The 22775-nt window shown below is 60.9% G+C and carries 18 protein-coding genes and 1 pseudogene; 10 read left to right on the forward strand and 9 right to left on the reverse strand.

Going from position 1 to position 22775, the window contains the following annotated elements; all coding sequences use genetic code 11:
* Positions 1-76 precede the first annotated feature (76 nt).
* Both BMZ57_RS18715 and BMZ57_RS18720 read left to right on the forward strand, forming a co-directional pair.
* Positions 77-1732 carry a methyl-accepting chemotaxis protein gene (locus tag BMZ57_RS18715; RefSeq protein ID WP_029529134.1) on the forward strand — a complete coding sequence of 552 codons (1656 nt, stop codon included), beginning with the start codon at positions 77-79 and terminating at the stop codon, positions 1730-1732.
* A gap of 257 nt (positions 1733-1989) precedes the next feature.
* Complete coding sequence (locus BMZ57_RS18720; protein WP_010210159.1) at positions 1990-2355, forward strand: hypothetical protein; 366 nt, start codon at positions 1990-1992, stop codon at positions 2353-2355.
* Positions 2356-2531: 176 nt separating this feature from the next.
* Here BMZ57_RS18720 and BMZ57_RS18725 read toward each other — a convergent pair whose 3' ends face one another.
* The 3 genes from BMZ57_RS18725 to BMZ57_RS18735 form a co-directional block, all read right to left on the reverse strand.
* Complete coding sequence (locus BMZ57_RS18725) at positions 2532-2954, reverse strand: DUF7832 domain-containing protein (RefSeq protein ID WP_069673001.1); 423 nt, start codon at positions 2952-2954, stop codon at positions 2532-2534.
* Positions 2955-3064: 110 nt separating this feature from the next.
* Complete coding sequence (locus BMZ57_RS18730) at positions 3065-3541, reverse strand: DUF6882 domain-containing protein (protein ID WP_069673000.1); 477 nt, start codon at positions 3539-3541, stop codon at positions 3065-3067.
* Positions 3528-4073: a GNAT family N-acetyltransferase gene (locus BMZ57_RS18735; RefSeq protein ID WP_047541753.1), complete on the reverse strand. Its 546-nt coding sequence runs from the start codon at positions 4071-4073 to the stop codon at positions 3528-3530. Before BMZ57_RS18735 ends, BMZ57_RS18730 begins: the two co-directional genes overlap by 14 nt.
* 163 nt (positions 4074-4236) lie before the next feature.
* Here BMZ57_RS18735 and BMZ57_RS18740 point away from each other — a divergent pair, with 163 nt between their 5' ends.
* Positions 4237-4797 (forward strand): cysteine hydrolase family protein, encoded by a 561-nt coding sequence (locus BMZ57_RS18740; protein WP_010210149.1) that lies wholly within the window; start codon positions 4237-4239, stop codon positions 4795-4797.
* 34 nt (positions 4798-4831) lie between these two features.
* On the opposite strand, the gene BMZ57_RS18745 is transcribed toward BMZ57_RS18740, so the two are convergent.
* Entirely contained in the window at positions 4832-6319 is a 1488-nt protein-coding gene (locus tag BMZ57_RS18745) for an FAD-dependent oxidoreductase (protein WP_069672999.1), read from the reverse strand.
* Between the two features lie 134 nt (positions 6320-6453).
* Here BMZ57_RS18745 and BMZ57_RS18750 point away from each other — a divergent pair, with 134 nt between their 5' ends.
* A complete protein-coding gene (locus tag BMZ57_RS18750) occupies positions 6454-6867 on the forward strand; it encodes a MarR family winged helix-turn-helix transcriptional regulator (RefSeq protein WP_021493010.1) in 414 nt (137 codons plus the stop codon).
* A 52-nt stretch (positions 6868-6919) separates the two neighbouring features.
* Here the strand turns inward: BMZ57_RS18750 and nirD are convergent, their stop codons facing one another.
* Both nirD and nirB read right to left on the reverse strand, forming a co-directional pair.
* Positions 6920-7282 carry a nitrite reductase small subunit NirD gene (gene nirD / locus BMZ57_RS18755; protein WP_069672997.1) on the reverse strand — a complete coding sequence of 121 codons (363 nt, stop codon included), beginning with the start codon at positions 7280-7282 and terminating at the stop codon, positions 6920-6922.
* Positions 7282-9822, reverse strand: a complete 2541-nt coding sequence (gene nirB, locus BMZ57_RS18760) for a nitrite reductase large subunit NirB (protein ID WP_069672996.1) — start codon at positions 9820-9822, stop codon at positions 7282-7284. Before nirB ends, nirD begins: the two co-directional genes overlap by 1 nt.
* A gap of 576 nt (positions 9823-10398) precedes the next feature.
* On the opposite strand from nirB, the gene BMZ57_RS18765 reads away from it, so the two are divergent.
* The 3 genes and pseudogenes from BMZ57_RS18765 to BMZ57_RS30235 all read left to right on the forward strand — a co-directional run bounded on the left by BMZ57_RS18765 (position 10399) and on the right by BMZ57_RS30235 (position 16462).
* Positions 10399-14373, forward strand: coding sequence for a bifunctional nitrate reductase/sulfite reductase flavoprotein subunit alpha (locus tag BMZ57_RS18765; protein ID WP_069672995.1), 3975 nt, complete (start codon positions 10399-10401; stop codon positions 14371-14373).
* 232 nt (positions 14374-14605) lie between these two features.
* Positions 14606-15607 (forward strand): annotated as a pseudogene (locus tag BMZ57_RS30230) (cache domain-containing protein); the annotation flags it as partial.
* 87 nt (positions 15608-15694) lie between these two features.
* On the forward strand, positions 15695-16462 hold the full coding sequence (locus BMZ57_RS30235; RefSeq protein WP_371857077.1) for a methyl-accepting chemotaxis protein: 768 nt from the start codon (positions 15695-15697) through the stop codon (positions 16460-16462).
* Between the two features lie 40 nt (positions 16463-16502).
* Here BMZ57_RS30235 and BMZ57_RS18775 read toward each other — a convergent pair whose 3' ends face one another.
* Both BMZ57_RS18775 and BMZ57_RS18780 read right to left on the reverse strand, forming a co-directional pair.
* On the reverse strand, positions 16503-17279 hold the full coding sequence (locus tag BMZ57_RS18775) for a nucleotidyltransferase domain-containing protein (RefSeq protein ID WP_069672993.1): 777 nt from the start codon (positions 17277-17279) through the stop codon (positions 16503-16505).
* A gap of 103 nt (positions 17280-17382) precedes the next feature.
* Complete coding sequence (locus BMZ57_RS18780; protein WP_010210137.1) at positions 17383-18414, reverse strand: apurinic/apyrimidinic endonuclease family protein; 1032 nt, start codon at positions 18412-18414, stop codon at positions 17383-17385.
* A gap of 172 nt (positions 18415-18586) precedes the next feature.
* On the opposite strand from BMZ57_RS18780, the gene BMZ57_RS18785 reads away from it, so the two are divergent.
* The 3 genes from BMZ57_RS18785 to BMZ57_RS18795 all read left to right on the forward strand — a co-directional run bounded on the left by BMZ57_RS18785 (position 18587) and on the right by BMZ57_RS18795 (position 21280).
* Complete coding sequence (locus BMZ57_RS18785; RefSeq protein ID WP_010210135.1) at positions 18587-19000, forward strand: DUF2231 domain-containing protein; 414 nt, start codon at positions 18587-18589, stop codon at positions 18998-19000.
* Positions 18997-20289, forward strand: coding sequence for a PQQ-dependent sugar dehydrogenase (locus tag BMZ57_RS18790; protein ID WP_010210134.1), 1293 nt, complete (start codon positions 18997-18999; stop codon positions 20287-20289). The genes BMZ57_RS18785 and BMZ57_RS18790 overlap by 4 nt, the downstream gene beginning before the upstream one ends.
* A gap of 70 nt (positions 20290-20359) precedes the next feature.
* On the forward strand, positions 20360-21280 hold the full coding sequence (locus BMZ57_RS18795) for a bifunctional helix-turn-helix transcriptional regulator/GNAT family N-acetyltransferase (RefSeq protein WP_010210133.1): 921 nt from the start codon (positions 20360-20362) through the stop codon (positions 21278-21280).
* A gap of 37 nt (positions 21281-21317) precedes the next feature.
* Here BMZ57_RS18795 and BMZ57_RS18800 read toward each other — a convergent pair whose 3' ends face one another.
* The gene (locus BMZ57_RS18800) at positions 21318-22721 is read right to left on the reverse strand and encodes an MFS transporter (protein WP_010210132.1); all 1404 of its coding nucleotides are present in this window, start codon (positions 22719-22721) and stop codon (positions 21318-21320) included.
* Positions 22722-22775: the final 54 nt, after the last annotated feature.

A 22775-nucleotide genomic window follows, 5' to 3' on the forward strand; every position in this document is an offset into this window, starting at 1 on the left:
GCAGGATGCGGACCAAGGGCGAATACATACCCTTGCAGGTGTCCCTAAATTGCTCCTCCCACTACGCAGGTACATCATGCCAACGCACACTCCCCGGCTCTCTACACGGACCAGTCTCTATGCCGGCTATGCCAGCCTGCTCGCGTTTATGTTGCTGATCGCCGCTATCTCGCTGTACGCCCTGGCTAACAGCAATAAGGACTTTTTTCTCTACGTTAATGGCGTTGATGCACGTACCCGCCTGGCCAACACACTGAACGACGCCGCCGCCCAGCGTGCGATTGCCCTGCGTAACATCGCCTTAAACAGCAATGTCACCGCGAGAGGACAGCAGCGAGGCGCGATTGCCGCCAACGAACAAATGGTGGCCAGCAGCCTCGCCGCGCTACGCCAGGCAACTGATAACCATGGTGATGTGTCGCCCAAAGCACGTGAACTGTTCTCAACCATCGAGCAGGTCGAGAGCCGCTACGAACCGGTAGCGCACACCATTGCCGAACACCTGTTCAAGGGTGAAAACGATGAGGCCCTGCGCATGGTCAGCGAGCAGTGCACACCATTACTGGCCGAGCTGACACAGGCAATTGGCGAATACCTGCGCTACACCAACCAGAGAGCAGACCTGCAGGTCAGCGAAAATGACGAACACTATCTGTCACAACGCAACCTTCTGCTCGCCATTACTGCGCTGGCCGTCTTACTAGCAGCGGTACTGGGCTACGTCATCAGCCGCAACCTGCTGCGCGCGCTGGGTGCCGAACCGAGTGAACTCAACCAGCTCGCCCAACGGGTTGCCAACGGCGATTTGCGCGCTAGCGAACGCACGATTGAGCCACCACAAGCCAGCATCATGGCCGCCCTGCTGAGCATGCAGGAGAACTTGCGGGACATGACCAAGGGCATAAACCTGTCCTCACAGACCGTGGCCGAATCCAGCCAGGAGCTTAGCCAATCGAGCCTGAGAAACGCCGAAAGCGTGGCCATGGCACAGTGCGAGGTCGAGCAGATCGTCACCGCCGTTCACCAAATGGCCGCCACCGTGCAGGATGTCGCGCGCAACGCCGAATCCGCCGCCAGTGCCGCCAGCGAGGCCGATAGCGCGGCCCTGTACAGCCAGCAGAAGGCCAAAGATGCCGTGAACATGATCAGCGAGCTGGCCGAGACAATCGAACAGTCCAACATGGCCATGGGCCGGCTGAAGAATGAAACCGGCAATATCGGCGGCGTGCTTGAAGTGATCAAGTCGGTGGCCGACCAGACCAACCTGCTGGCCCTCAATGCAGCCATCGAAGCTGCCCGTGCTGGCGAGGCCGGACGCGGCTTCGCGGTGGTAGCCGACGAGGTGCGCAGCCTGGCACAGCGTACCCAGAAGGCCACCTCAGAGATCGAGGGGCTGATCGCCAGTCTGCAGAAAATTGCCGACGAGACCTCGCAGCATATGCAACGCTGCAAGAGCTCCAGTGCGCAGTCGGTGTCCGGCGTTTCCGAGGCCGGTGACGCGGTAAGCACGATCGTAACCATGATCGAGCGGATCAACGGCATGAACCACCAAATCGCCGCTGCCGCCGAGCAGCAGAGTACCGTTGCCGAGCAGATCAGCCGGGGCATCGTGACCGTCAGCGAAAGCGCCGAGCAATCCGCTGCAGCCTTCCGCAGCGCTCAGCAGGAAAGCGAAGGACTGGCACGCACCAGCGTGACATTGCGAGAGAACATCTCGCGCTTTCAGCTCTAGGGTCTGTTGCCGTTTCATCGCAAGCCGCGTTGCTGCGAGAAATGGCCCCCAGTTAGCCGCAGGACGCAGGTAATGGTCCGAGTCCTGCAACAACAGCGGGGGCCATTTTCCTAGTAACCTTATGACCACAATTGTGCAATACCTGCCATTTTTGAGCGTCTGCTTTTGGCCAAAAGCAGACTGTGGACAGGTAGCCGTTGATGTCTCTACGCTGGACAATCTAGTGACAGCACAGCGGTAAAAAAGGAGTAGTCACGTTGGAAGTTGCCATTGATCGAGATAGCGTTCATGCAGGAGATGATCTGGGAAGCCATGCGACGTCGATCACACTCGATCCATCAGCAACGCTGCGCGCCTTAATCGAAGTGATACAAGAAGCCGGCTACTTACCGGGTATCAATGGAGGCAAGGCTACTTGGATTATTTGGTCGTCTGACAAACCAATAGGTGTTTTAGCGCAGCAATGGCCAGCACCTAAATTGACCGTGCCGCCCGAAAGCACCGTTGATCAATATTTCGGAAATACCGAACCTCGCCTTCTGTTCAGATATTGGTGTCAGGCAGATCCAGATGAGGTCTTTTCGAATATCAAGACCGGAAATGAGCCACCTTCACGATTTTAGGATTGGCGGTGGACATTTCTGTCGATCAATGCGGTTCAGATGACTGCTTTGGGTCGAAAGCAGCCGGTCACGACTGACCGCTTTAGACCCGAAGCGGACACTTCTGTGTGCCATACAGGTAATGAAGGATGTGCGGCGCAAAGCCGATCAGCGATTGTTTTCGCCTAAAAGCACGGTTACGCCTCTGCTTTAATCAGCACGCCACTCTTAACCCGCGCATCCAGAATCGCGGAAAACGCCTTAAAATCGTGCGCGGATTCCGGGGCAACATACATCAAGTTGCCAAAGTGGTCGGCGTAGTCTTGAAGGTAAAGGCCATTGCTCCCGTAATACTGTTGCGCAATCTCATTTCCAGCGTCGTTCAAGTCCTCCTCGGTAAATTTGCCATCGCAATACCTAAAGAGAAACTCGGTGGCGGAGAGTTCGCCGCCGATCACGCGGGCGACGGCTTCAGGCTCTTCCTCGGCGTGAAAGTCGCCAGCCCAGCCTTTAATAAAACACCATCTTAAGAACAGCGCTATGTGTGTGCCGCCATGTTCCGGTGGTTGGCCTGCTGGAAAGTCTCCGCCATGGTGCCAGCTTGCATCATCGTATTTCATGGGCGTCCTTGAGATGTTTTGCGTTGAAAACGGGAGTTCGATTTATCACGATTTCGCAGGGATAAGGTAGGTCTGTTTTAACGTTCAGCCACCCCACGCAGTATCTTGGGTCATTGAACCGTCCTTATCGACGTGATCGCCAGGAAGGTCGTCGGCCCATCGGGACCGGACGGCCCCCGATAGCACCCTTGCGCCTGGAGGTGATGAACCGCTGCGGCGGTCAGTTCCCAGGCCATGCTTTCATCCTGAATGGCAAAGGCCTGGTCGTCGCCAAACAGGTCAAACCCCGTGATGGCTTGAAGCTGCTTGAGTGGCAGCGCGGCCTCGCGCAATGCAGGGTCGACGCTAGGGTTGCTCCAGGCCCATTTCCAGGTGCTGAATTTACCCGAGTAGCTGCCGATGCTTACGACGTCTGCCACGACGGCCAGCCTGTCGTGGCTGTCGAAGAACTGGAGTACCCCCTTGGATTGTTCGAACCACCAGCGGGCCATTTCGCCCAGCCCGTAAACCCGGCTCAACTCCGTCTGTTTCAGTGACAGCTCATCCATCACTTGCGCCAAAAATGCTTCAAATTCATGGTCCGTCATGGACGTCTCCTTGTTGTGCAGCAAAAGCCAGCCGATACCTGACTTCCTCCAGTGTCACGCCGCCCCTTATCAGGTTGCGCTCACTGCCGGCATCCGCGACACAGCCTGCCCTGCGATAAAACCGGATCGCTCTTTCATTAAGGCTCAACACCCAAAGCGTCACCCCCTGAAATCCACACTCCCTCAATGTCTGCAGGCCGGCCTTCCACAAGGCCAGCCCGGCGCCCGTTTGCCAATACCGGGCTAACACGTAGATGGCCATGACCTCGCCGGTGTTTGCCCCAGCGGCATCTTCGTCACGGCTGGCGCCCACAGAGATCCAGCCGACGACTTGCTTATCCACCTGCGCGACCCACACGTGGGACTCATCCGATTCTAACGCGCGCATCCAGAAGGATTCACGCTGAGCCAGGGTGGCTTCCAGCGAACTCAGGTATTGAGCAGGCATCAGGTCACGATACGCGGCTTGCCAACTGCTGATATGCACCTGGGCAATGGTCTTTGCATCAGAGGGTAATGCCTTGCGGATCATTGAAGTATTCCTGCTTCGTACTCTGGACAACAACGGTAGCGAATACAGGTAACGGATTTATTTTTTCATTCAGTAATCCGCCACCTTTCAGGCTTCGAAAAATTCGCTGTCTGGAAGCACACGCAGGCTGATATGTTTCGAGCCTCACGCAAAGGGAGGTGCCATGCAACCGTTAGCCACCAACGCCGCACTGCTGATCATCGACATGCAGCAAGGCATGAACGAACCGAAGCTGGGGCGACGCAACAACGCGGATGCTGAAGTGCAGATGCAGCGCCTGCTAAAGGCGTGGCGGCAATCCAACCGCCCGGTCGTGCACATCCGGCACATGTCCCGCTCGCCCGACTCGGTGTTTTGGCCGGGCCAGCCGGGGTGCGAGTTCCAGCCCGCGCTGCAACCGCTTGCCCTGGAGCATGTGGTGGAGAAGAACGTTCCGGATGCGTTCACCGCGACAGGGTTGGAGCGTTGGCTGCACGTGCGTGGGATCCGGCAATTGGTGATCGCCGGCGTGATCACCAACAACTCGGTCGAGTCCACGGCACGCTCAGGCGGCAACCTGGGCTTTGCGGTGACGGTGGTTTCAGACGCCTGCTACACCTTCGATCAAGTCGATTTATCCGGGCGCCTTTGGCCTGCTGAAGACGTGCATGCGTTGTCGCTGAGCAACCTGGCGATGGACTATGCCGGGGTTGTAGAGACCGACGAAATACTGGCTCATTGCTGAGTGGAGCCGTCATGCATTCGGTGCACCGAATGCGTCAGCATTGGACCCGCTGAAGATAGTCTTCCAGCGTATCGACATGCGCTGAAGAAACCACCGCCCCAACATACCCATCAGGACGCACCAGCACCCACTCGCCAATCGCCAGCCCATAGATGCGTTGAAAGTGCCCCTGGTCGTCGATCAGCTCGCCGCCGGCCCCAACCGTATGAATCTGCACACCAGGCCGCGCCTTGACTAAGCCACCCGCCACGCCGTAGCCCAGCAGTGTCCAGTGGGGTCCCTGAAAAAGGTTGAACAACCGCAATGCCTGCCCAGCGACACCCCGGACCGGCGCGTCCGGCGCTCGGTCGCCGGCGGCAACGCCGTTGCGCACGGGGTGCTGCAACGCCAGCGAGGACGTGGGGTAGCCGATGTCCAGTTGGTGCACTTCCCTGCCCCGCCGCAGCTCGCCGCTCTTCATCTCGCCGAGCAGTTGGGTGGACAAACCGAGCACCGAGGCGGCGACCGGCCGGCGCTCCTGTTCGTAGGTGTCGAGCAAACCATCAGGCGCTCCCTGCACCACCGCAGCCAGCTTCCAGCCGAGGTTGTAGGCGTCCTGCACACTGGTATTGAGGCCCTGGCCACCGGTGGGCGGATGGATATGGGCGGCGTCCCCCACCAGCAGCACCCGGCCCTGGCGGTATTGATCAGCCAAGCGTGCGTTCATGGTGTAGGCCGACGACCAGGTCACGCTGTGTACCTGGAGATCGCCGCGGCCGGTGCGCTGGGCGAGCAGGTGCGTGAGCCCTTCGGCGCTGAAGTCGATGTCGACATCCGCCGGGATCGGCGCCTGGATCTGAAACAGGTCGGTGCCGGCCAGTGGACATATCGCAATCTGGCGCTGCCCATCCCCCTCTCCGAAGCGGTGCCAGGCATCACGTGTGAGGCCGCTGAGTACCACATCCGCCACCAGGGCGTGTACGCCAAGGGTCTTGCCGGGGAAGCCGATATCCAGGGCGTGCCGGACAAAGCTGCGACCGCCATCGGCACCCACCAGCCAACGTGCGCGAACGCTTTCTTCGCCGGCCTTGCCGAGCAGTCGCGCGGTGACGCCCTCGGCATCCTGTTCGAACCCCACCAGCTCACAACCAAACTCAGGCTGGTGGCCCAGTTCAAGCAAACGTTCGCGCATCACCTGTTCGGTCAAAAACTGCGGCACCATCAACGGTTGCTGGTAGGGCTCAGCGGGTGTCGGGGCGTTGGTTTGGGTGAATTCGACGTCGCGGTAGCTGCCATCGTCGCGGTAGCGCCGGTCAGTCGGATAGACTCCACCCACGGCCATCAAACGATCGAGAAGCCCCAGGTCTTCGAAGACTTCCTGAGACCTGGGCTGGATGCCCTTGCCACGGGAGCCGGGGAAAGGCTGCTGGTTCTTTTCGATCAAGCGAAAGGTGATGCCCCTTCTCGCCAGGTCGATCGCCAAGGTCAGGCCAGCGGCACCGGCACCGCAAATCAGTACATCGACAGCGAATTGCGTTTTCATACTGGATCACCTATATGTGCAATACGCACATATTAAGAGAGGCCAACACTGTGTCAATAAAAAATGTGCAAAACGCACATATATCTGCCCAACTGCGTGACCTGCATGGCTCATTAGTTGAGATCGTGGGGGTGATGAACCGCCCGCAACGCGACGAGGCGATGGTCCGCGAAGCTGGGATTTCCCTGGACCGCGCCCTGTTTCCATTGCTGGTGCTGGTAGAGCGGCTGGGTCCGATTGGTGTGGTCGAACTGGCCGACCGCGTAGGCCGCGACTACACCACGGTGAGCCGGCAGGTGACCAAGCTGGAAAGCTTGGGCCTGGTGTTGCGCCAGGCAAGCGCAATTGATCGCCGCGTGCGAGAGTCGGTGATTACCGATAAAGGCAAGGCCATGACTGACCGTGTCGATGACGCGCGGGAGAGGATCGGTGTGTCGATCTTCTCCACTTGGGAGGAAGGTGATTTCGACAACCTGGTGCGGTTGATGCGCAAGTTTGCAGAGGACATCAAGGCCGATTCAGTGCGTGCGACGGAGGGCATCGCCTAGGGCCATCTACGTTTCCTGTGGCAAGCGGGGCAAGCCCGCTCGCCACACTGCGTCAATCCAGTGCCAGTTCCACCCCCCCACCGTTCAACCGCACCGGCCACACCCGCAGGCGCTGGTCCGGTGCCTCCAGGCATTGCCCATCTTCCAAGCGGTAATGCTGCTTATAGACCGGCGCCGCCACCACCAGGTCGCCCTTGATACTGCCGATCAAGCCACGTCCGATAACATTGGCACCGGATTCCGGGTCATGGTTGTCAATCGCGTACAAGGTCTGGTCCTGCGCGCCCGGCAGGTAGAACAGCGCCACTTGCGCGCCGTCCAACCACACCACCACGCCGGAATTGCTCACCAGGTCGGACTCGCTGCACACACGTTTCCAGGTGGCCAGGTTGCGTTGGGTATTGAGCTGACTCATCAGGCAATCTCCTCGGTGACGGGAATCAGGTTGAGTTCGGCCGCCATGATCGGCCGACGCTGACCGCGTTCCTGGACGAAGTGGATGTCCGGGTCGGGGCGTTTGTCGTTGACGAAGGTGCGGAAGCGCTTGAGTTTTTCCGGGTCTGCGAGGGCGTTGGCCCACTCGCATTCGTAACGGTCGACGACTTGTTGCATCTGCGCTTCCAGCTCGGCACCCAGGCCCAGGCTGTCGTGCAGGATCACATCCTTGAGGAAATCCAGGCCGCCTTCCAGGCTTTCGCGCCATACCGAGGTGCGTTGCAGCTTGTCGGCGGTGCGGATGTAAAACATCATGAAACGGTCGATGTATTGGATCAGCGTGGCGTCGTCCAGGTCGGTGGCGAACAGTTCCGCATGACGCGGGCGCATGCCACCGTTGCCGGCGATGTAGAGGTTCCAGCCCTTCTCGGTGGCGATTACGCCGACGTCCTTGCTCTGGGCCTCCGCGCACTCGCGGGTACACCCGGACACCGCGAACTTGAGTTTGTGCGGCGAGCGCAGGCCCTTGTAGCGGTCTTCGATCTGCAGCGCCATTTTCACACTGTCCTGCACGCCGTAGCGGCACCAGGTGCTGCCCACGCAGGACTTTACCGTGCGCGTGGATTTGCCGTAGGCATGCCCGGTTTCAAACCCGGCGGCGATCAGTTCGCTCCAGATATCCGGCAGTTCGTGCAGTTGCGCCCCAAACAGGTCGATACGCTGGCCGCCGGTGATCTTGGTATAGAGGTCGTATTTCTTCGCCACTTCGCCGATCACAATGAGTTTATCCGCGGTGATCTCGCCGCCCGGAATACGCGGCACCACCGAGTAGGTGCCGTTCTTCTGCATGTTGGCCATGAACGTGTCGTTGGTATCCTGCAACGGCACCAGGGACGCATCCATGATCGGCTGGTTCCAGCACGAGGCCAGGATCGAACCCACCGCCGGTTTGCACACGTCGCAACCGGTATGGCCACGGCCGTGTTTGGCCAGCAGTTCGTCGAAGGTAATGATGCCTTCCACGCGCACCAGGGCGTACAACTCCTGCCGGGTATAGGCGAAATGTTCGCACAGGCTCTTGTCGACGCTGACCCCACGCGCAATCAGCTCATGCTCGAACACTTGCTTGAGCAACCCGGCGCAGCCACCGCAACCGGTGCAGGCTTTTGTCTGGGATTTGAGCAGGCCGAGGTCGCTGCAGCCGCTGTCGATGGCCGAGCAGATCGCGCCTTTGGTCACGTTATGGCAAGAGCACACGGTGGCCGATTCCGGCAACGCGCCAGGGCCCAGGGTCGGCGCGCCGGCGGAGGATGGCAGGATCAGGCTGGCCGGTTCGGATGGCAGTGCGATGCCGTTCTGCATGTATTGCAGCAGGGTGTCGTAGTAGCTGTTGTCGCCCACCAATACGGCGCCGATCACCTGCTTGCCCGAGGCATCCACCACCAGGCGTCGATAGCTGGCGCTGGCTTCGTCGATGAACTGATAGCTGCGGGCGCCGGGGGTGTGGGCATGGGCGTCGCCGATAGAGCCCACGTCCACGCCGAGCAACTTGAGTTTGGTCGACATGTCGGCGCCCACAAACGGCTCGGCGGTCTGCTCGCAGAGCAGCGCAGCGACGCCTCGGGCCATCTGGTAGCCCGGTGCGACCAGGCCGAACAGGCTACCGTTCCAAGAGGCGCACTCACCGATTGCGTAGATGTTCGGGTCGCAACTCAGGCACTCATCATTGATTACCACGCCGCCGCGCGGGCCGATGTCCAGGCCTGCCTTCCGCGCCAACGCGTCCTGGGCGCGGATGCCCGCGGAGAACACGATCAGGTCGGTTTCGAGGAACTCGTCATTGGCAAAATTCATGCGGTAACGGTAGTGCTCGCCCGCACTGATGGATTGGGTGGCGCGCGACAAATGCACCCCCACGCCCAACCGCTCGATCTGCGCCTTGAGCGCCAGGCCGCCAAAGTCGTCGAGTTGCACCGGCATCAAGCGCGGCGCGAACTCCACCACATGGGCTTCAAGGCCCAGGCTTTTCATCGCGTTGGCAGCTTCCAGGCCCAGCAGTCCTCCGCCCACCACCACGCCGCGCCGCGCATTGGCAGCGGCCTTGCGGATCGCGTCCAAGTCTTCAAGGGTGCGATACACCAGTCGTGAATCACCTTCGGCGCCGTCGATAGGTGGCACGAACGGATAGGAGCCGGTGGCCAGCACCAGCTTGTCATAGGCGACGCAGCCGTCAGCGGTAATCACCTCGCAGCGGGCGCGGTCAATCTCCAACACCGGCACGCCGAGATGCAGGGTTACACCCGGCGTCTGGTACAACGAGGCGTCGGACAAGGCCAACGACTCGGCGTCGCGCCCGCTGAAATATTCGGACAGATGCACCCGGTCATAGGCGCGCATCGGCTCCTCGCTGAACACATGCAAACGGTAGTGATCCAGTGCGCCGCGCTCGATCAATTGCGCCACACAGTGGTGGCCGACCATGCCATTGCCGACGACGATCAAGGTTTTGAGATTGTTCATATAAAGCACCCGACAAAGCTCATCACGGTTTAAAAAAGCAAAAAAAAACGCCTGAAACCTTGCGGTTCCAGGCGTCTTTGCCTGTTCTTATGCGGGTTCGGATCAGGCGACTGCGCCGGATTCTCCGCTATTGCCCCTGGTGTCGATCGTCGTTGACCGAAGTGGGTTGAGGGGGAGCTTGCAGGGTCTGTGCCAAGCCGTCGGATACCCCGCTGCAACGCCGCTGGCGTCGACAACCCACGCTAAAACACCGCCCGCGGCGCCTCCAACTGGTGCGCCCCGCTTCATAAATGTGCACACCCCATCCTCTGCCGAACCGTTTTCTGGGGTGAGCGGACTTGCCCCGCGCCTCGGTCTCAGGAGAGTTGCTGCGCAGCCCGGTGCGGGGCAGGCCCGCTCATCACGACAGGCCGCGTTCCTCAACAAACCGCGCCTTGGACAACCTGGCGCGTGACTTGCTAGGGACCCCCCAACCAAGCAGTCAACGCTGACTGCCCTCTCACGACAAAGGCGCCGTGTAATCCCCGTTCTCAACGGAGGGTTGCAAGGCGCCTTTTTTGTTTACGCAGGTTTTAGATGGCCAATCAGAGCATACGCAGTGTGTGTCCCTATTGTGGCGTGGGCTGCGGCATCGTCATGCAGGTAGAAAACAATAAAGTGGTCAAGGTGATCGGAGACACGGCCCACCCCACCAACTTCGGCCGTCTGTGCACCAAGGGCACCACCTGCGGGCAAGCCATCGCCGACTCCGGCCGCATGGAAAACGCATATGTCCGCCAGGCCCGGGAGCATGACCCGGTGCGCATCGGTATAGACAAAGCCATCAGCGAAACCGCGCGCCGCCTGCGCCACACCCTCGACACGCACGGGCCGCAGGCATTGGCGTTCTATGTGTCAGGGCAGATGTCGCTGGAAGCCCAGTACCTGATCAACAAATTGGCCAAGGGCTTCGTACGCACCCACCACATCGAGTCCAACTCTCGGCTGTGCATGGCCAGCGCCGGCAGTGGCTACAAACTCTCCCTCGGCGCCGACGGCCCGCCGGGGTCCTATGAAGATTTCGATCGGGCCGACCTGTTCTTCGTGATCGGCGCAAACATGGCTGACTGTCACCCCATCCTGTTCCTGCGCATGATGGACCGGGTCAAGGCCGGGGCGAAGCTGATCGTAGTCGACCCACGGCGCAATGCCACGGCGGACAAGGCCAACCTGTTCCTGCCGATCAAACCCGGCACCGACCTTGCGCTGCTCAATGGCTTGCTGCATCTGCTGGTGAAAAACGGCCACACCGACCCTGCCTTTATCGCCGCCTTCACCGACGGCTGGGAGGCGATGCCCGCGTTCCTGGAGGACTATTCGCCAGAGCACGTCGCCGTGATCACCGGCCTGGCCGAAGCAGATATCCGCCAAGCCGCCGACTGGATCGGCCAGGCCGCGAAGTGGATGAGCTGCTGGACCATGGGCCTCAACCAGAGCACCCACGGCACCTGGAACACCAACGCCCTGTGCAACCTGCACCTGGCCACCGGCGCCATTTGCCGACCAGGCAGCGGGCCGTTTTCCCTCACCGGTCAACCCAACGCCATGGGCGGGCGCGAAATGGGCTACATGGGCCCTGGGTTACCGGGGCAACGTTCGGTGCTGGTCGAGGCCGACCGCGCCTTTATCGAGGACTTGTGGCAGATCCCCCCTGACAGCCTGCCGCGCCAGGCCGGAGCGGGCACCGTGGCGATGTTCGAACAGATGGCCGCCGGGCAGATCAAGGCCTGCTGGATCATCTGCACCAACCCGGTCGCCAGCGTGCCCAATCGGCAAACCGTCATCAAGGGCCTGCAAACCGCCGAGCTGGTGATCACCCAGGACGCCTTTCTCGACACAGAGACCAACCGCTACGCCGATATCCTGTTGCCCGGCGCGCTTTGGGCCGAGGCCGAAGGGGTGATGATCAACTCCGAGCGCAACCTGACATTGATGCAAAAGGCCGTCGACGCTCCCGGCGAAACCTTGCCCGACTGGCAGATCATCGCCAGGGTCGCCAGTGAGATGGGTTTTGCCGAGGCCTTCACTTACGCCTCGGCGTCCGAGGTGTTTGAGGAAATCAAACGCGCCTGGAACCCCAAGACCGGCTACGACATTCGCGGCGCGAGCTACCCGCGCCTGCGTGAGAAGCCGCTGCAATGGCCCTGCGCATCGGACACTGCAGCGGACCGCAACCCGATCCGCTACGTGGACAAAGGCCCCGTCACCTTCGCCACCGACAACGGCAAAGCCCAGTTCCTCGCCCGACCCCATATGCCGCCGGCGGAACTGCCCGATGAGGCGTTCCCCTTTGTACTCAATACCGGCCGTGTGCAGCACCAATGGCACACCCTGACCAAGACCGGCAAGGTCGCCACCCTGAACAAACTCAACCCCGGCCCCTTCGTCGAATTGCACGCCGAAGACGCCGCCCGCCTGGGCATCAAAGACAAGGACCGGGTTGAAATACGTTCCCGCCGCGGCCACGCGGTGCTGCCCGCCGTGATCACCGACCGCGTGCAGCCAGGCAACTGCTTTGCGCCCTTCCATTGGAACGATGTGTTCGGCGACAACCTGGCGATCAACGCGGTGACCAACGACGCCGTCGACCCGATCTCCTTGCAACCGGAGTTCAAATGCTGCGCCGTCGCCCTGGCCCGCGTTGAGCTGATCGGCCTGCAGTCCCTCGACCGCCCTTCCCCCGTAGCTGAGGACACCGCCATGTCGCGCCTCGACGCCTTCGCCGAAATCGCCGGCATCCGCCACCTGTCTGCGCCGCCACTGAGCGACAGTGAGCGCACCTACCTCGCTGGCTTCCTCAGCGGCCTGCAAGCCAACGCCGCACGCCAGGCCGTCGGCATCCCGACCATGCCCACGAATGCGCCATTGGCGGATGCCTCGCGGCTGTGGCTGAACGGCTTGCTCGGCGCACTGTTCAGCCCTACAGAAGCCCTCGCAACCCCCTCCCCGGCCGTCACCTTGTTGTGGGCCTCGCAAACCGGCAACGCCGAGGCCTTGGCCGAACGTTTTGCCAAGCGCCTGCGCGACGCGGGTATCAGCGTGGAACTGAGCGCGATGTCGGACTTCCCGGCGAGCAAACTGGCGAGCACCCACACCCTGGCGTTGATCAGCAGCACCTTTGGCGACGGCGACCCACCGGACAACGGTGAAGGTTTCTGGCACAGCCTCAGCACCGCCGAGACGCGCCTGGAGTCGCTGCGCTTCGCGGTGCTGGCCCTGGGCGATCCGAATTACGACCAGTTCTGCAACCACGGCAAACAACTCGACCAACGCCTGCTGGAACTGGGCGCCACCCGCCTGCTGGAACGCGTCGACTGCGATACCGAATTTGAAGCGCTGGCCGATGCCTGGCTGGTGCGCTTCCAGCAAACCCTCGTCCCGGCAAAACCCGTCGCACTCGCCACACCCGCGGGTAAAACCAAGCTGTATGGTTCACGCCTGCTGCTTAATCGCCAGCTCAACCCGCTGAGCGCCCACAAGGAAACCCGCCAGTTCGCCCTGGACCTGGCCGACTCCGGGCTGACTTATGAAGCCGGTGATGCGCTGGGCGTACGGCCGCGCAACTGCCCCGAACTGGTCAACGAACTGCTCGACCTCACCCGCTTGAAGGCCAGTACCTGCGTGAACATCGACACGTTCGGCGACGTGCCCCTGCAACAGGCCCTCACTCAGCACTTCGAAATCGCCCGGCCCAGCAGCGACACCCTCGCCTTCATCGCCGAGCGCAGCGCCAACCCTGGCCTCAAGCACTTGCTCAACCCCGAGCATAAGGCCGAACTGAATGACTGGCTGTGGGGCCGGCAACTGGCGGATGTGCTACAGGAATACCCCATCGAGTGTTCGGCGGATGAGCTGCTGGGCACGCTCAAACGCCTGCAACCGCGCCTGTATTCAATCGCATCAAGCGCCAAGGCCCACCCCTATGAAGTGCACCTCACCGTGGCTGCCGTGCGGTATGGCAAGCGTAAGGGTGTGTCCTCGACCTTCCTGGCCGACCGTGTCGGCGACGGCGAAGTGCCGCTGTTCGTGCAGCCCTCCAAACACTTCCGCACACCCACTGACGGCGACGTGCCGATGATCATGATTGGCCCCGGTACAGGAATCGCCCCATTCCGTGCGTTCTTGCAGGAGCGTCGCGCGCTGGGTCATCAGGGCCGCAACTGGTTGTTTTTCGGCGAACAGCACGCGGCCAGTGATTTCTACTACCAGGATGAACTGCAAGGCATGCAACGCGACGGCCTGCTCAGCCATTTGAGCCTGGCGTTTTCCCGCGACCAGGCGCAAAAGGTCTACGTGCAGGACCGCATCCGCGAACAGGGTGCCGAGCTGTGGCGCTGGTTGCAGGATGGCGCCAAGCTGTACATCTGCGGCGATGCCAGCCATATGGCCAAAGATGTCGACCAGGTCCTGCGCCACGTCGCGCAAACCCACGGCGGGCTTGGCGTTGAGGGTGCCGTGGATTACTGGCGTCAGCTGAGTGAGCAGAAGCGTTATTTGCGTGATGTGTACTGATTGGATACAGAACAATAAGCACTTTGTATTGTGTACAAAAAACCCTAAAGATTTACCGGCTACGGGCCGAAACAGCAGTGATAGCAAATCGCCGCAAACCTGATACAGGCGCGCGACGATTTGGCCGCCCTTCACGCTGATGGTCGTCTCGATGAAAATAAAAAATAAGCTGGTACTCGCCTTTGTCTCGGTTGCTTTCATTCCGGTAAGCCTGGTGGCCGTGATTTCAGTCATGAACGCACAAACCGAAGCGGTGGATCAGTTCATCGACGGCAGCACCCGGGAAATCCGCCAGATCGATGGCAACATCCGCCAATTCTTCGACGGCACGCTGCAGAACGTCGATCAGATGGCCACCGATTCTGTATACACCTCCGTCAACACACTGAAGAACTATCAGCCCGCGGACGCGGCCAGCCAGCCCATGCCCGCCGAAGCGCAAACGGTGATCGAGCGCTTCGCGCGCTATGGCGCCACACACCCAGCAGCAGCGATCCTGTCCATCGGCCTGGAAGACGGCACCTACGCCAAATGGCCGGATGACCCGCAACTGGCCAAGTACGACCCGCGCACCCGGCCCTGGTACAAAGCAGCCATGGCCAGCCCCGGCAAGACTGTGCGCACCCCCGCGTATTACTACGACAAAGACGACGTCGCCCTGGTGGGCACCGCGCGCGCCCTGCTGGAAAACGGCAAGGCCAAGGGCGTATTCGTGGTCAGCGTCTCGCTGAAAAACCTCACCGAACTGGTCAAGAGCATCAAGTTGGGCGAAAGCGGCTACGTGATGCTGGTCGAAGACGGCGTGGTGCTGGTGGACCCGCGCAACGCCGCGCACAATTTCAAGCCGCTCAAGGACCTGGGCGCGGCCTATGCACAGTTGGCCGAGACACCACAGGGCTCCACTGACGTGGTGATCGACGGCGTGCACTACATGGCCAACGTGTGGACGTCCCCCGGTCTAGGCTGGCGTTATATCGGGCTGATCGAACACCGTGAAGTCATGGCCGAAGCCACACGCATGACCTACCTCACCGCCCTTATTGTCGGTGTGCTGGTGCTGATCTTCGGACTGATCGCGGCGGCCTTCTCCAAGGTCATCGTCAAGCCTATCGGGCAGGTCAGCACCGGCTTGCAGTCCATTGCCCAGGGTGAAGGCGACTTGCGCCACGAACTGCAGGTCCAGGGCAAGGATGAAACCGCCGAACTCGCGGGCTGGTTCAACAAGTTTCTCGCGGCGATCCGTCAACTGATCCAACACATCGGCGCGGCCTCGGCCAATTTGCAGAACGCCTCCAAGGTCAACAGTGAGGTGGCGCACAATATGAATGAGGCGGCCGGACGCCAGCGTGAGGCGGTCGAGCTTGTATCCACTGCGTTCAACGAGATGGTCGCCACTGCCAACGAAGTCGCACGGTCCTGCAGCGGCGCGGCGGAATCCGCCGAGAACGGGCACCGTCGCGTGGCCGAGGGCAAGCAGCAGATCGAAGTCACCACCGATAACGTCAACCGCCTGGGGCGCCGCCTGACGGAATCATCCCAGGCCATGGTCGAACTGGAAGCCGGCAGCCGCAGCATCAACCAGATCCTCGGCACCATCCGTGCGATTGCCGAACAGACCAACCTGCTGGCGCTCAACGCGGCTATCGAGGCCGCCCGTGCCGGTGATCAGGGCCGTGGTTTTGCGGTGGTGGCCGACGAAGTACGCGCCCTGGCCAAACGCACCTCCGACTCCACCGGCGAAATCGAACAACTGCTCGGCACCCTGGAAAACAAGACCCAGGAAGTCACGCAAAAGATGGGCAGTTGCCTGGACCTGTCGCGGGCCAGCGTGTCGTCCATCGAAAGCGCGCGGGACAGCTTTGAAGGCATCCAGACGTCGGTCAACGAAATCCGCGACCAGAACCTGCAAATCTCCGCCGCCGCCGAGGAACAACACAGCGTGGCGGAAGAGATCAATCGGCACATCCAGCAGATCTACGACGAGGCCCGCCTGGTGGAAAGCCTGGCCAACTCGGCGCAGGACGATTCGGGACGGTTGTCCAACCTCTCGGATGAGTTGAATGGGCTGGTGGGACGGTTCAAGTCGTAGGACCCGTGTGGTTTGGTTATACCGGCGAGCACCCGTAGCACTACGCTCGCTGTGAAACCATCCAGCTCAGAAAGGCCTGAAGTCGGGCTGAGAATTTTTCACCATCGGCACTAGGGTTGCGGGCTTCAAACAGGAAGAACGCCACCTGAATCATCATCGTCGGATGCACCTGGACGAACAGCGCAACGTGCTCTTCGAGTGTCTGCGGCCACGTAGCCGCATCGGGCGAACGGAATACATGGGTCGCCCTGATCAACTTGCGTGACGCTTCACGCTGCCAGCGAAGCCGCTCCAATTCGCTGTCGGCGCCTGCGATGCGTGTGAGGTAGTCGGTCAAAACCTTTTCGAAGTCACCGTTCATGGCCAAGGCAATTTCCACGGAAGGCCGAAACCGCTCAACGTGCAGCGCAAGGTCCTCACCCCATACACATCGGCAATGGTGCTTGAGCCAGAATCCCCAGCTGTTCAGGTTTTCGGCCGCCACTACTTCCCCACGGCTGCCAATATCGAAATCGACCTTGGTGACTTGCGAATGCCGCCGCTCCAGATCCCGCCGGATTACTTCCAACCGTTCGAGTACCTGTGAAGTCGGCGACTCGCGCAGCACCAGCGTGAGATCAAGATCGGAAACACCAGGGACGGCATCACCGCGCGCCACACTGCCATAGAGGTAGATGCCCTCCACTCCTAGCTCTTCGTGCGAGAGCGCGGTGCAGGCATCTTCAAGCAATGACTGAAACTCGCTCTGCACGGGCGTTTCTGGGATTGTGAGGACAAAACCTTCGGCGTCGACGCCGTTAAAATGCGTTGCACTCACGAACGAAGCACCTCAATCCCCCCCTCCTCCCACGCGAACGTTGATTGGCCCGAGGCGATCTTGCCGCACAATAGCTGCAGGGTTGGCATGGTTGCAGGCTCCCTCACTGAACTGAACGTCGCTTGAAATGCTCATAAAACCCCCACGCTGCCACATTCTTGTCCTTGGACTCCAGCATGATGTCGAAGCGATCGAAAAACTGCAGCGCGTAGTCGTTGGTCCAGCGGTTCCACATTTGCGCGCTGTGGGCGTACAGGTCGCGCTTGGCGACCACCTTCAACAGCGCATCCATTTCCAGTTTGTGCTCGGCGTCGAAACCGAGCGCCTGCAAGACTTCCTGGGGCTGAGAGTAATGCATGGTAGGGCGCACGCCGCGCCAGCTTTCAATCACGCGGGCGACCCGTTCCGAGTGCGGGTCGATGTACTCGTTTTCATTGATCCAGCAATGATGGATATCCAGCACCACCGGCGCCAGGTCGGCAACTTGCAGGCAATGGTCGAGGCCATAGGTTTTTTCGTCGTTCTCGAAGGTGATGCAGTTGCGCGCCACTTCCGACAGCCGCGCCCACACCGCGCGGGTGCCTTCCACACCCAGGCGACCGGCGATATGCACGTTGCATTTGAGGTCCTGGAAGCGCCGGCCGTAGCCCATCATGCGGATCATGTCGGCGTGGTATTCAAACTCGGCCAGGCTGTTTTCCACCACACCGGGGTTCTCCGAACCGAGCACGCAGTACTGGCCGGGGTGGAACGACAGGCGGATATCCGACGCACGCGCCAGCTCGCCAATGGCCGCGAAGCCTTCCTCCAATTGACGCTCGATGGCCGGGTCTGTGTACACGGCGGCGACTTTTGGGTGGCTGTAAAACGGCAGCAAATCGCTGCTCAGGCGCAGCATGCGCAAGGTCGGCGGCAGTTCGGCGACATAGGCCAGCAAGCGCAATTGGGCGGCCAGGTTGTGAGTGACCACTTCCACCAGCTTGTCGCGGGCCACTTGCGGCGTGACGCTGTCCATCCAGCGCAACGTGGTGGTGCGCGGATTGAAGGGGCCCTCGATCAACTTCAGGGCACTGGCGGACAGCAGGCGCTCGGGATGTCGGTACTGGCACGCAAAGCCGATGCGGGGGTGGGTCATGGAGGCGCCTGGCGAAAGCAAAGAATGGAATGATACGGCGTTAGGCCGGCGCCGCCCTAGAGGGTTCCCACTATTTCGAAACGTTTCACGCTGAACTTTCTCACACACGCTGCGTTCACTTCTTATGCGCTGCCCCGTCCAGGGGCGTTGTACAACAAGGAGCCGCCCCCCTATGACTACCCTTCCCGCCTACCGATACGCACCCGGGCCGCTGCATGCGACCTTGCTCGCCGGTACCGTGCCGTTGTTTCTCGGTGCCTTGCTCAGCGACATTGCTTACACCCAGACCTACCAGATTCAATGGGCCAACTTCTCGGCCTGGCTGATTGCCGGTGCACTGGTATTCGCAGGCTTTGCGTTTTTGTTTGCGCTGGTCAACCTGCTCCGTGCCGAACGCAAGGCCGGGCAACCCACACGATATGTCCTGTTGCTGCTGGCCACCTGGATACTCGGCCTGGTCAATGCCTTCCAACACGCCAAGGACGCCTACGCTTCGATGCCCGGCGGCCTGATCCTGTCGGCCATTGTCTTGCTGCTGACGTTGGCGGCCACCTGGACCGGCCTGCGCTCGGGAGGTGTTAAATGAAAACGTCCAGCACCCTGACCCTATTAAGCGCTGCGCTGCTGCTGACCGCATGTGGTGGTGAAGGCGACAAGACCCAGGCCCGCGGCCCCGATCCCAAGTTGCCGGAACAGCAAAGCAGCCTGCTACCCAGCATGAAGATTGCCGAGCCGGCCCCCTGGGGCGAACAGAAACCCAAGGTGCCGCAAGGCTACAGCGTCACCGCCATCGCCACTGACCTGGCCATCCCGCGCCAGACCCTGGTGCTGCCCAACGGCGACATCCTCGTTGCCGAAGGCCGTGGCGGCAGCGCGGCCAAGCTCAAGCCCAAGGATGTGATCGCCAGCCTGATCAAGGCCGAAGGCAACACCAAGGTCAAGAGCGGCAACCGCCTGACGTTGCTGCGTGACGCCGATGGTGACGGCACCTATGAACTCAAGACCGTGTTCGCCGAAAACCTCAACGCGCCATACGGCCTGGCATTTGCCAACGGCAAGCTCTACGTGGCCAACCAGGATGCACTGGTGAGTTTCGACTACGCCGACGGCCAGACCAAGGCCGCAGGCCCACCCACCAAGGTCACCGACCTGCCGGCGCAGATCAACCACCACTGGACCAAGTCCCTGGCGGTGAGTGCTGACGGCAGCCAGCTCTACGTGGGTATCGGCTCCAACAGCAACATCACCGAACGTGGCATGGAAGTGGAGATCGATCGCGCGATGGTCTGGCAGATCGACGCCGCAACCGGCGCGCACAAGCCTTATGCAACGGGCCTGCGCAACCCGACAGCGCTGACCCTGCAGCCTGACACCGGTCAACTGTGGACCGTTGTGAACGAACGCGACGAACTGGGCCCCGACCTGGTGCCGGACTACCTGACCTCCGTGCGTGAAGGCGCGTTCTACGGCTGGCCGTACAGCTACTGGGGCCAGAATGTCGACCCGCGTGCCCAGCCACAGAACCCGGCCAAGGTTGCCGCCGCGATCAAGCCGGATTACAGCCTGGGCTCCCACGTGGCAGCCCTTGGCGTGGACTTCTCTATCCCGGAAATGGGCGAGCAGTTTGCAGACGGCGTATTCGTCGGTGAACACGGCAGTTGGAACCGCGACAACCCGGTGGGCTACAAAGTGATCTTTGTGCCGTTCAGCAACGGCAAACCGTCCGGCGAGCCGATCGACTTCGCCACCGGCTTTCGCGGCGACGACGGCAAGACCCGTGGGCGCCCGGTCGGCGTGACGGTGGATCCAAAAGGTGCGCTGATCATCGCCGATGACTTGGCCAATACCATTTGGCGGGTGACACGTAACCGCTAAGCAAACCGTTTGACATGGTTGCCTGAAGCAACAATATAATTGCTTCAGGCAACTATTCGAGCATTTCAGCATGTCCACTCCCCTGCTTGTCGAACGCGCCGGCATCGTGCGCAGTTTCAATCGCTTCTACACCCACCAGATCGGCGTACTGCAGGAACACCTGCTGCAAAGCGACTATTCGCTCACCGAAATCCGCGTGATGTACGAATTGTCTACCCGCGGCGATCTCACCAGCGCGGACCTGTGTCAGATGCTCAGCCTCGACGCGGGCTACTTGAGCCGATTGACCAGTGGCTTCGAAAAGAAGGGCCTGATCCAGAAAGTCCGCTCCGCTACCGATGCACGGGCGGTGCAACTGCATCTCACCGACCACGGCCGTGCGGTGCTGAAGCCCCTGGAACAGCAGACCCAGAACGAAGTCATCACCCTGCTCGAGAACTTGCCTGAACCACAACAGCGGCAACTCACCGACGCCATGAAACGCATCCAGGCCCTGCTGCAAGGCACGGCGCCCAACTACCTGCTGCGCGATCCTCAACCCGGCGACATGGGCGTGGTGGTGCAGCAACAAACCGCGTTGTATGCCCGTGAATACGGTTGGAACTGGGAGTTCGAAGCGCTGGTGGCGGAGACTGTCGCCAAATACCTGAGGGCGTTTGATCCCACCTGCGAGCGTTGCTGGATCGCGGAAAAAGACGCTGAAGTGGTGGGTTCGGTGTTCGTGATCCGCCACGACGACACCACGGCCAAGCTGCGCATGCTTTACGTGGATGCCAGCGCGCGGGGCATGGGTATCGGCCAACGGCTGGTGGATGAGTGCGTACGCTTTGCCCGGCAGGTCGGCTACCAGCGCATGCAGCTGTGGACGGTGGACGTCCTCAGCGATGCGCGCAAGCTCTATCAGAAAGCCGGGTTCGAATTGGTCGAGGAAGAAACGATGGACAGCTTCGGCAAATCCCTGGTCAGCCAGACCTGGGCCCGTGCGTTGTGAAAGAGGCCCGCGCCGTTGCGGCGCGGGACATCGGACCTTACAGGTCAGTGATTTCCTTGTGACGCGGCACCAGTGTCTTCATCACACTCCAGGCCACCAAGTAGGCCAGCGCGCAGATGGCGAACATGATCATGTAGCCGGTGTGGATGTCACCGACCGACTTGTAGTAGTCGAACACCCAACCGCCGATCTTGGTCATTACCACGCCGCCCAGGCCGCCGGCCATGCCGCCGATACCGACCACCGAGGCCACGGTTTTCTGCGGGAACATGTCCGACACGGTGGTGAAGATGTTGCATGACCACGCCTGGTGCGCCGAGGCGCCCACGCCGATCAGCAATACCGGCACCCAGAAGCTGATGTAGCCCAACGGCTGTGCCAGCAACACCACCAGCGGGAACAGCGCGATCACCAGCATGGCTTTCATGCGGCCATCGTAGGGTGCATCACCGCGCGCCATGAAGTAGCTGGGGAACCAGCCGCCGCCGATGCTGCCGACCATCGTCATGCTGTACAGCACCGCCAGCGGCATGACGATATCGGCGCCTTTCATGCCGTATTGCGCCGACAGGTAGGTGGGCAGCCAGAACAGGAAAAACCACCACACGCCGTCCGTCATGAACTTGCCGAAGGCAAACGCCCAGGTCTGACGGTAGGTGAGCAACTTGAACCAGGAGACTTTCTTTTCCGGGGCGCCGGCCGGCGCTGGGGTGAAGGGCTGCACGGTCTGATCACTGCGGATATACGCCAGTTCTTCGGGCGACAGGCGTTTCTGCTCCTCCGGCTTCTGGTAAAGCGCGATCCACACCACAACCCACACGAAGCCCAGGCCGCCGATCACGATAAACGCCGCTTCCCACCCCCACAGACCGGCAATCAACGGCACGCAGATCGGCGCCAGGATTGCGCCGACGTTGGCACCGGAGTTGAAGATACCCGTGGCCAGCGAGCGTTCCTTTTTGGGGAAATACTCAGCAGTCGCCTTGATCGCAATCGGGAAGTTGCCCGCTTCGCCAATCGCCAGTACCGCACGGGACAACATGAAACCGGCAATCGACACCGGGATCACCGCCAGGCCAATCGCACCACTGATGGCCGCAATGCCCTCGCCCATGGGCACCGAGAACGCATGCATGATGGCGCCCGTGGACCAGATGGCGATTGCCACCACATAAGCCGCCTTGGTGCCGATCTTGTCGACAAAGCGCCCGGCAAACAGCATGGAGATCGCGTAGACGAACTGGAACACAGCCGCAATGTTCGCGTAGTCAGTGTTGCTCCAGCCAAATTGCGTCGACAACTGAGGCGCCAGCAAGCTGAGCACCTGGCGATCGAGGTAGTTGACGGTGGTCGCGAAAAACAGCATCGCGCAGATGGTCCAGCGATAGTTGCCTACAGCTTGGCCAACGCGGTGCGCGTTGATGGGCTCGTTCAAGTTCATGGCATCACTTTTTATTTTTGTTAGATAGGACATATGTAACGTCATATGTCGTCG

This window comes from Pseudomonas simiae (assembly GCF_900111895.1).
GTDB classification, from domain to species: domain Bacteria; phylum Pseudomonadota; class Gammaproteobacteria; order Pseudomonadales; family Pseudomonadaceae; genus Aquipseudomonas; species Aquipseudomonas simiae.

Excerpts from the sequence above, each read along its gene's own strand:
- BMZ57_RS18780 (WP_010210137.1), bottom strand. The coding sequence starts at position 18,414 with ATGACCCACCCCCGCATCGGCTTTGCGTGCCAGTACCGACATCCCGAG.
- BMZ57_RS18715 (WP_029529134.1), top strand. The coding sequence starts at position 77 with ATGCCAACGCACACTCCCCGGCTCTCTACACGGACCAGTCTCTATGCC.
- BMZ57_RS18745 (WP_069672999.1), bottom strand. The coding sequence starts at position 6,319 with ATGAAAACGCAATTCGCTGTCGATGTACTGATTTGCGGTGCCGGTGCC.
- BMZ57_RS18730 (WP_069673000.1), bottom strand. The coding sequence starts at position 3,541 with ATGACGGACCATGAATTTGAAGCATTTTTGGCGCAAGTGATGGATGAG.
- BMZ57_RS18785 (WP_010210135.1), top strand. The coding sequence starts at position 18,587 with ATGACTACCCTTCCCGCCTACCGATACGCACCCGGGCCGCTGCATGCG.
- BMZ57_RS18725 (WP_069673001.1), bottom strand. The coding sequence starts at position 2,954 with ATGAAATACGATGATGCAAGCTGGCACCATGGCGGAGACTTTCCAGCA.
- nirD (WP_069672997.1), bottom strand. The coding sequence starts at position 7,282 with ATGAGTCAGCTCAATACCCAACGCAACCTGGCCACCTGGAAACGTGTG.
- BMZ57_RS18735 (WP_047541753.1), bottom strand. The coding sequence starts at position 4,073 with ATGATCCGCAAGGCATTACCCTCTGATGCAAAGACCATTGCCCAGGTG.
- BMZ57_RS18795 (WP_010210133.1), top strand. The coding sequence starts at position 20,360 with ATGTCCACTCCCCTGCTTGTCGAACGCGCCGGCATCGTGCGCAGTTTC.
- BMZ57_RS18790 (WP_010210134.1), top strand. The coding sequence starts at position 18,997 with ATGAAAACGTCCAGCACCCTGACCCTATTAAGCGCTGCGCTGCTGCTG.
- nirB (WP_069672996.1), bottom strand. The coding sequence starts at position 9,822 with ATGAACAATCTCAAAACCTTGATCGTCGTCGGCAATGGCATGGTCGGC.
- BMZ57_RS18750 (WP_021493010.1), top strand. The coding sequence starts at position 6,454 with ATGAACCGCCCGCAACGCGACGAGGCGATGGTCCGCGAAGCTGGGATT.
- BMZ57_RS18800 (WP_010210132.1), bottom strand. The coding sequence starts at position 22,721 with ATGAACTTGAACGAGCCCATCAACGCGCACCGCGTTGGCCAAGCTGTA.
- BMZ57_RS18740 (WP_010210149.1), top strand. The coding sequence starts at position 4,237 with ATGCAACCGTTAGCCACCAACGCCGCACTGCTGATCATCGACATGCAG.
- BMZ57_RS18765 (WP_069672995.1), top strand. The coding sequence starts at position 10,399 with ATGGCCAATCAGAGCATACGCAGTGTGTGTCCCTATTGTGGCGTGGGC.
- BMZ57_RS30235 (WP_371857077.1), top strand. The coding sequence starts at position 15,695 with ATGAATGAGGCGGCCGGACGCCAGCGTGAGGCGGTCGAGCTTGTATCC.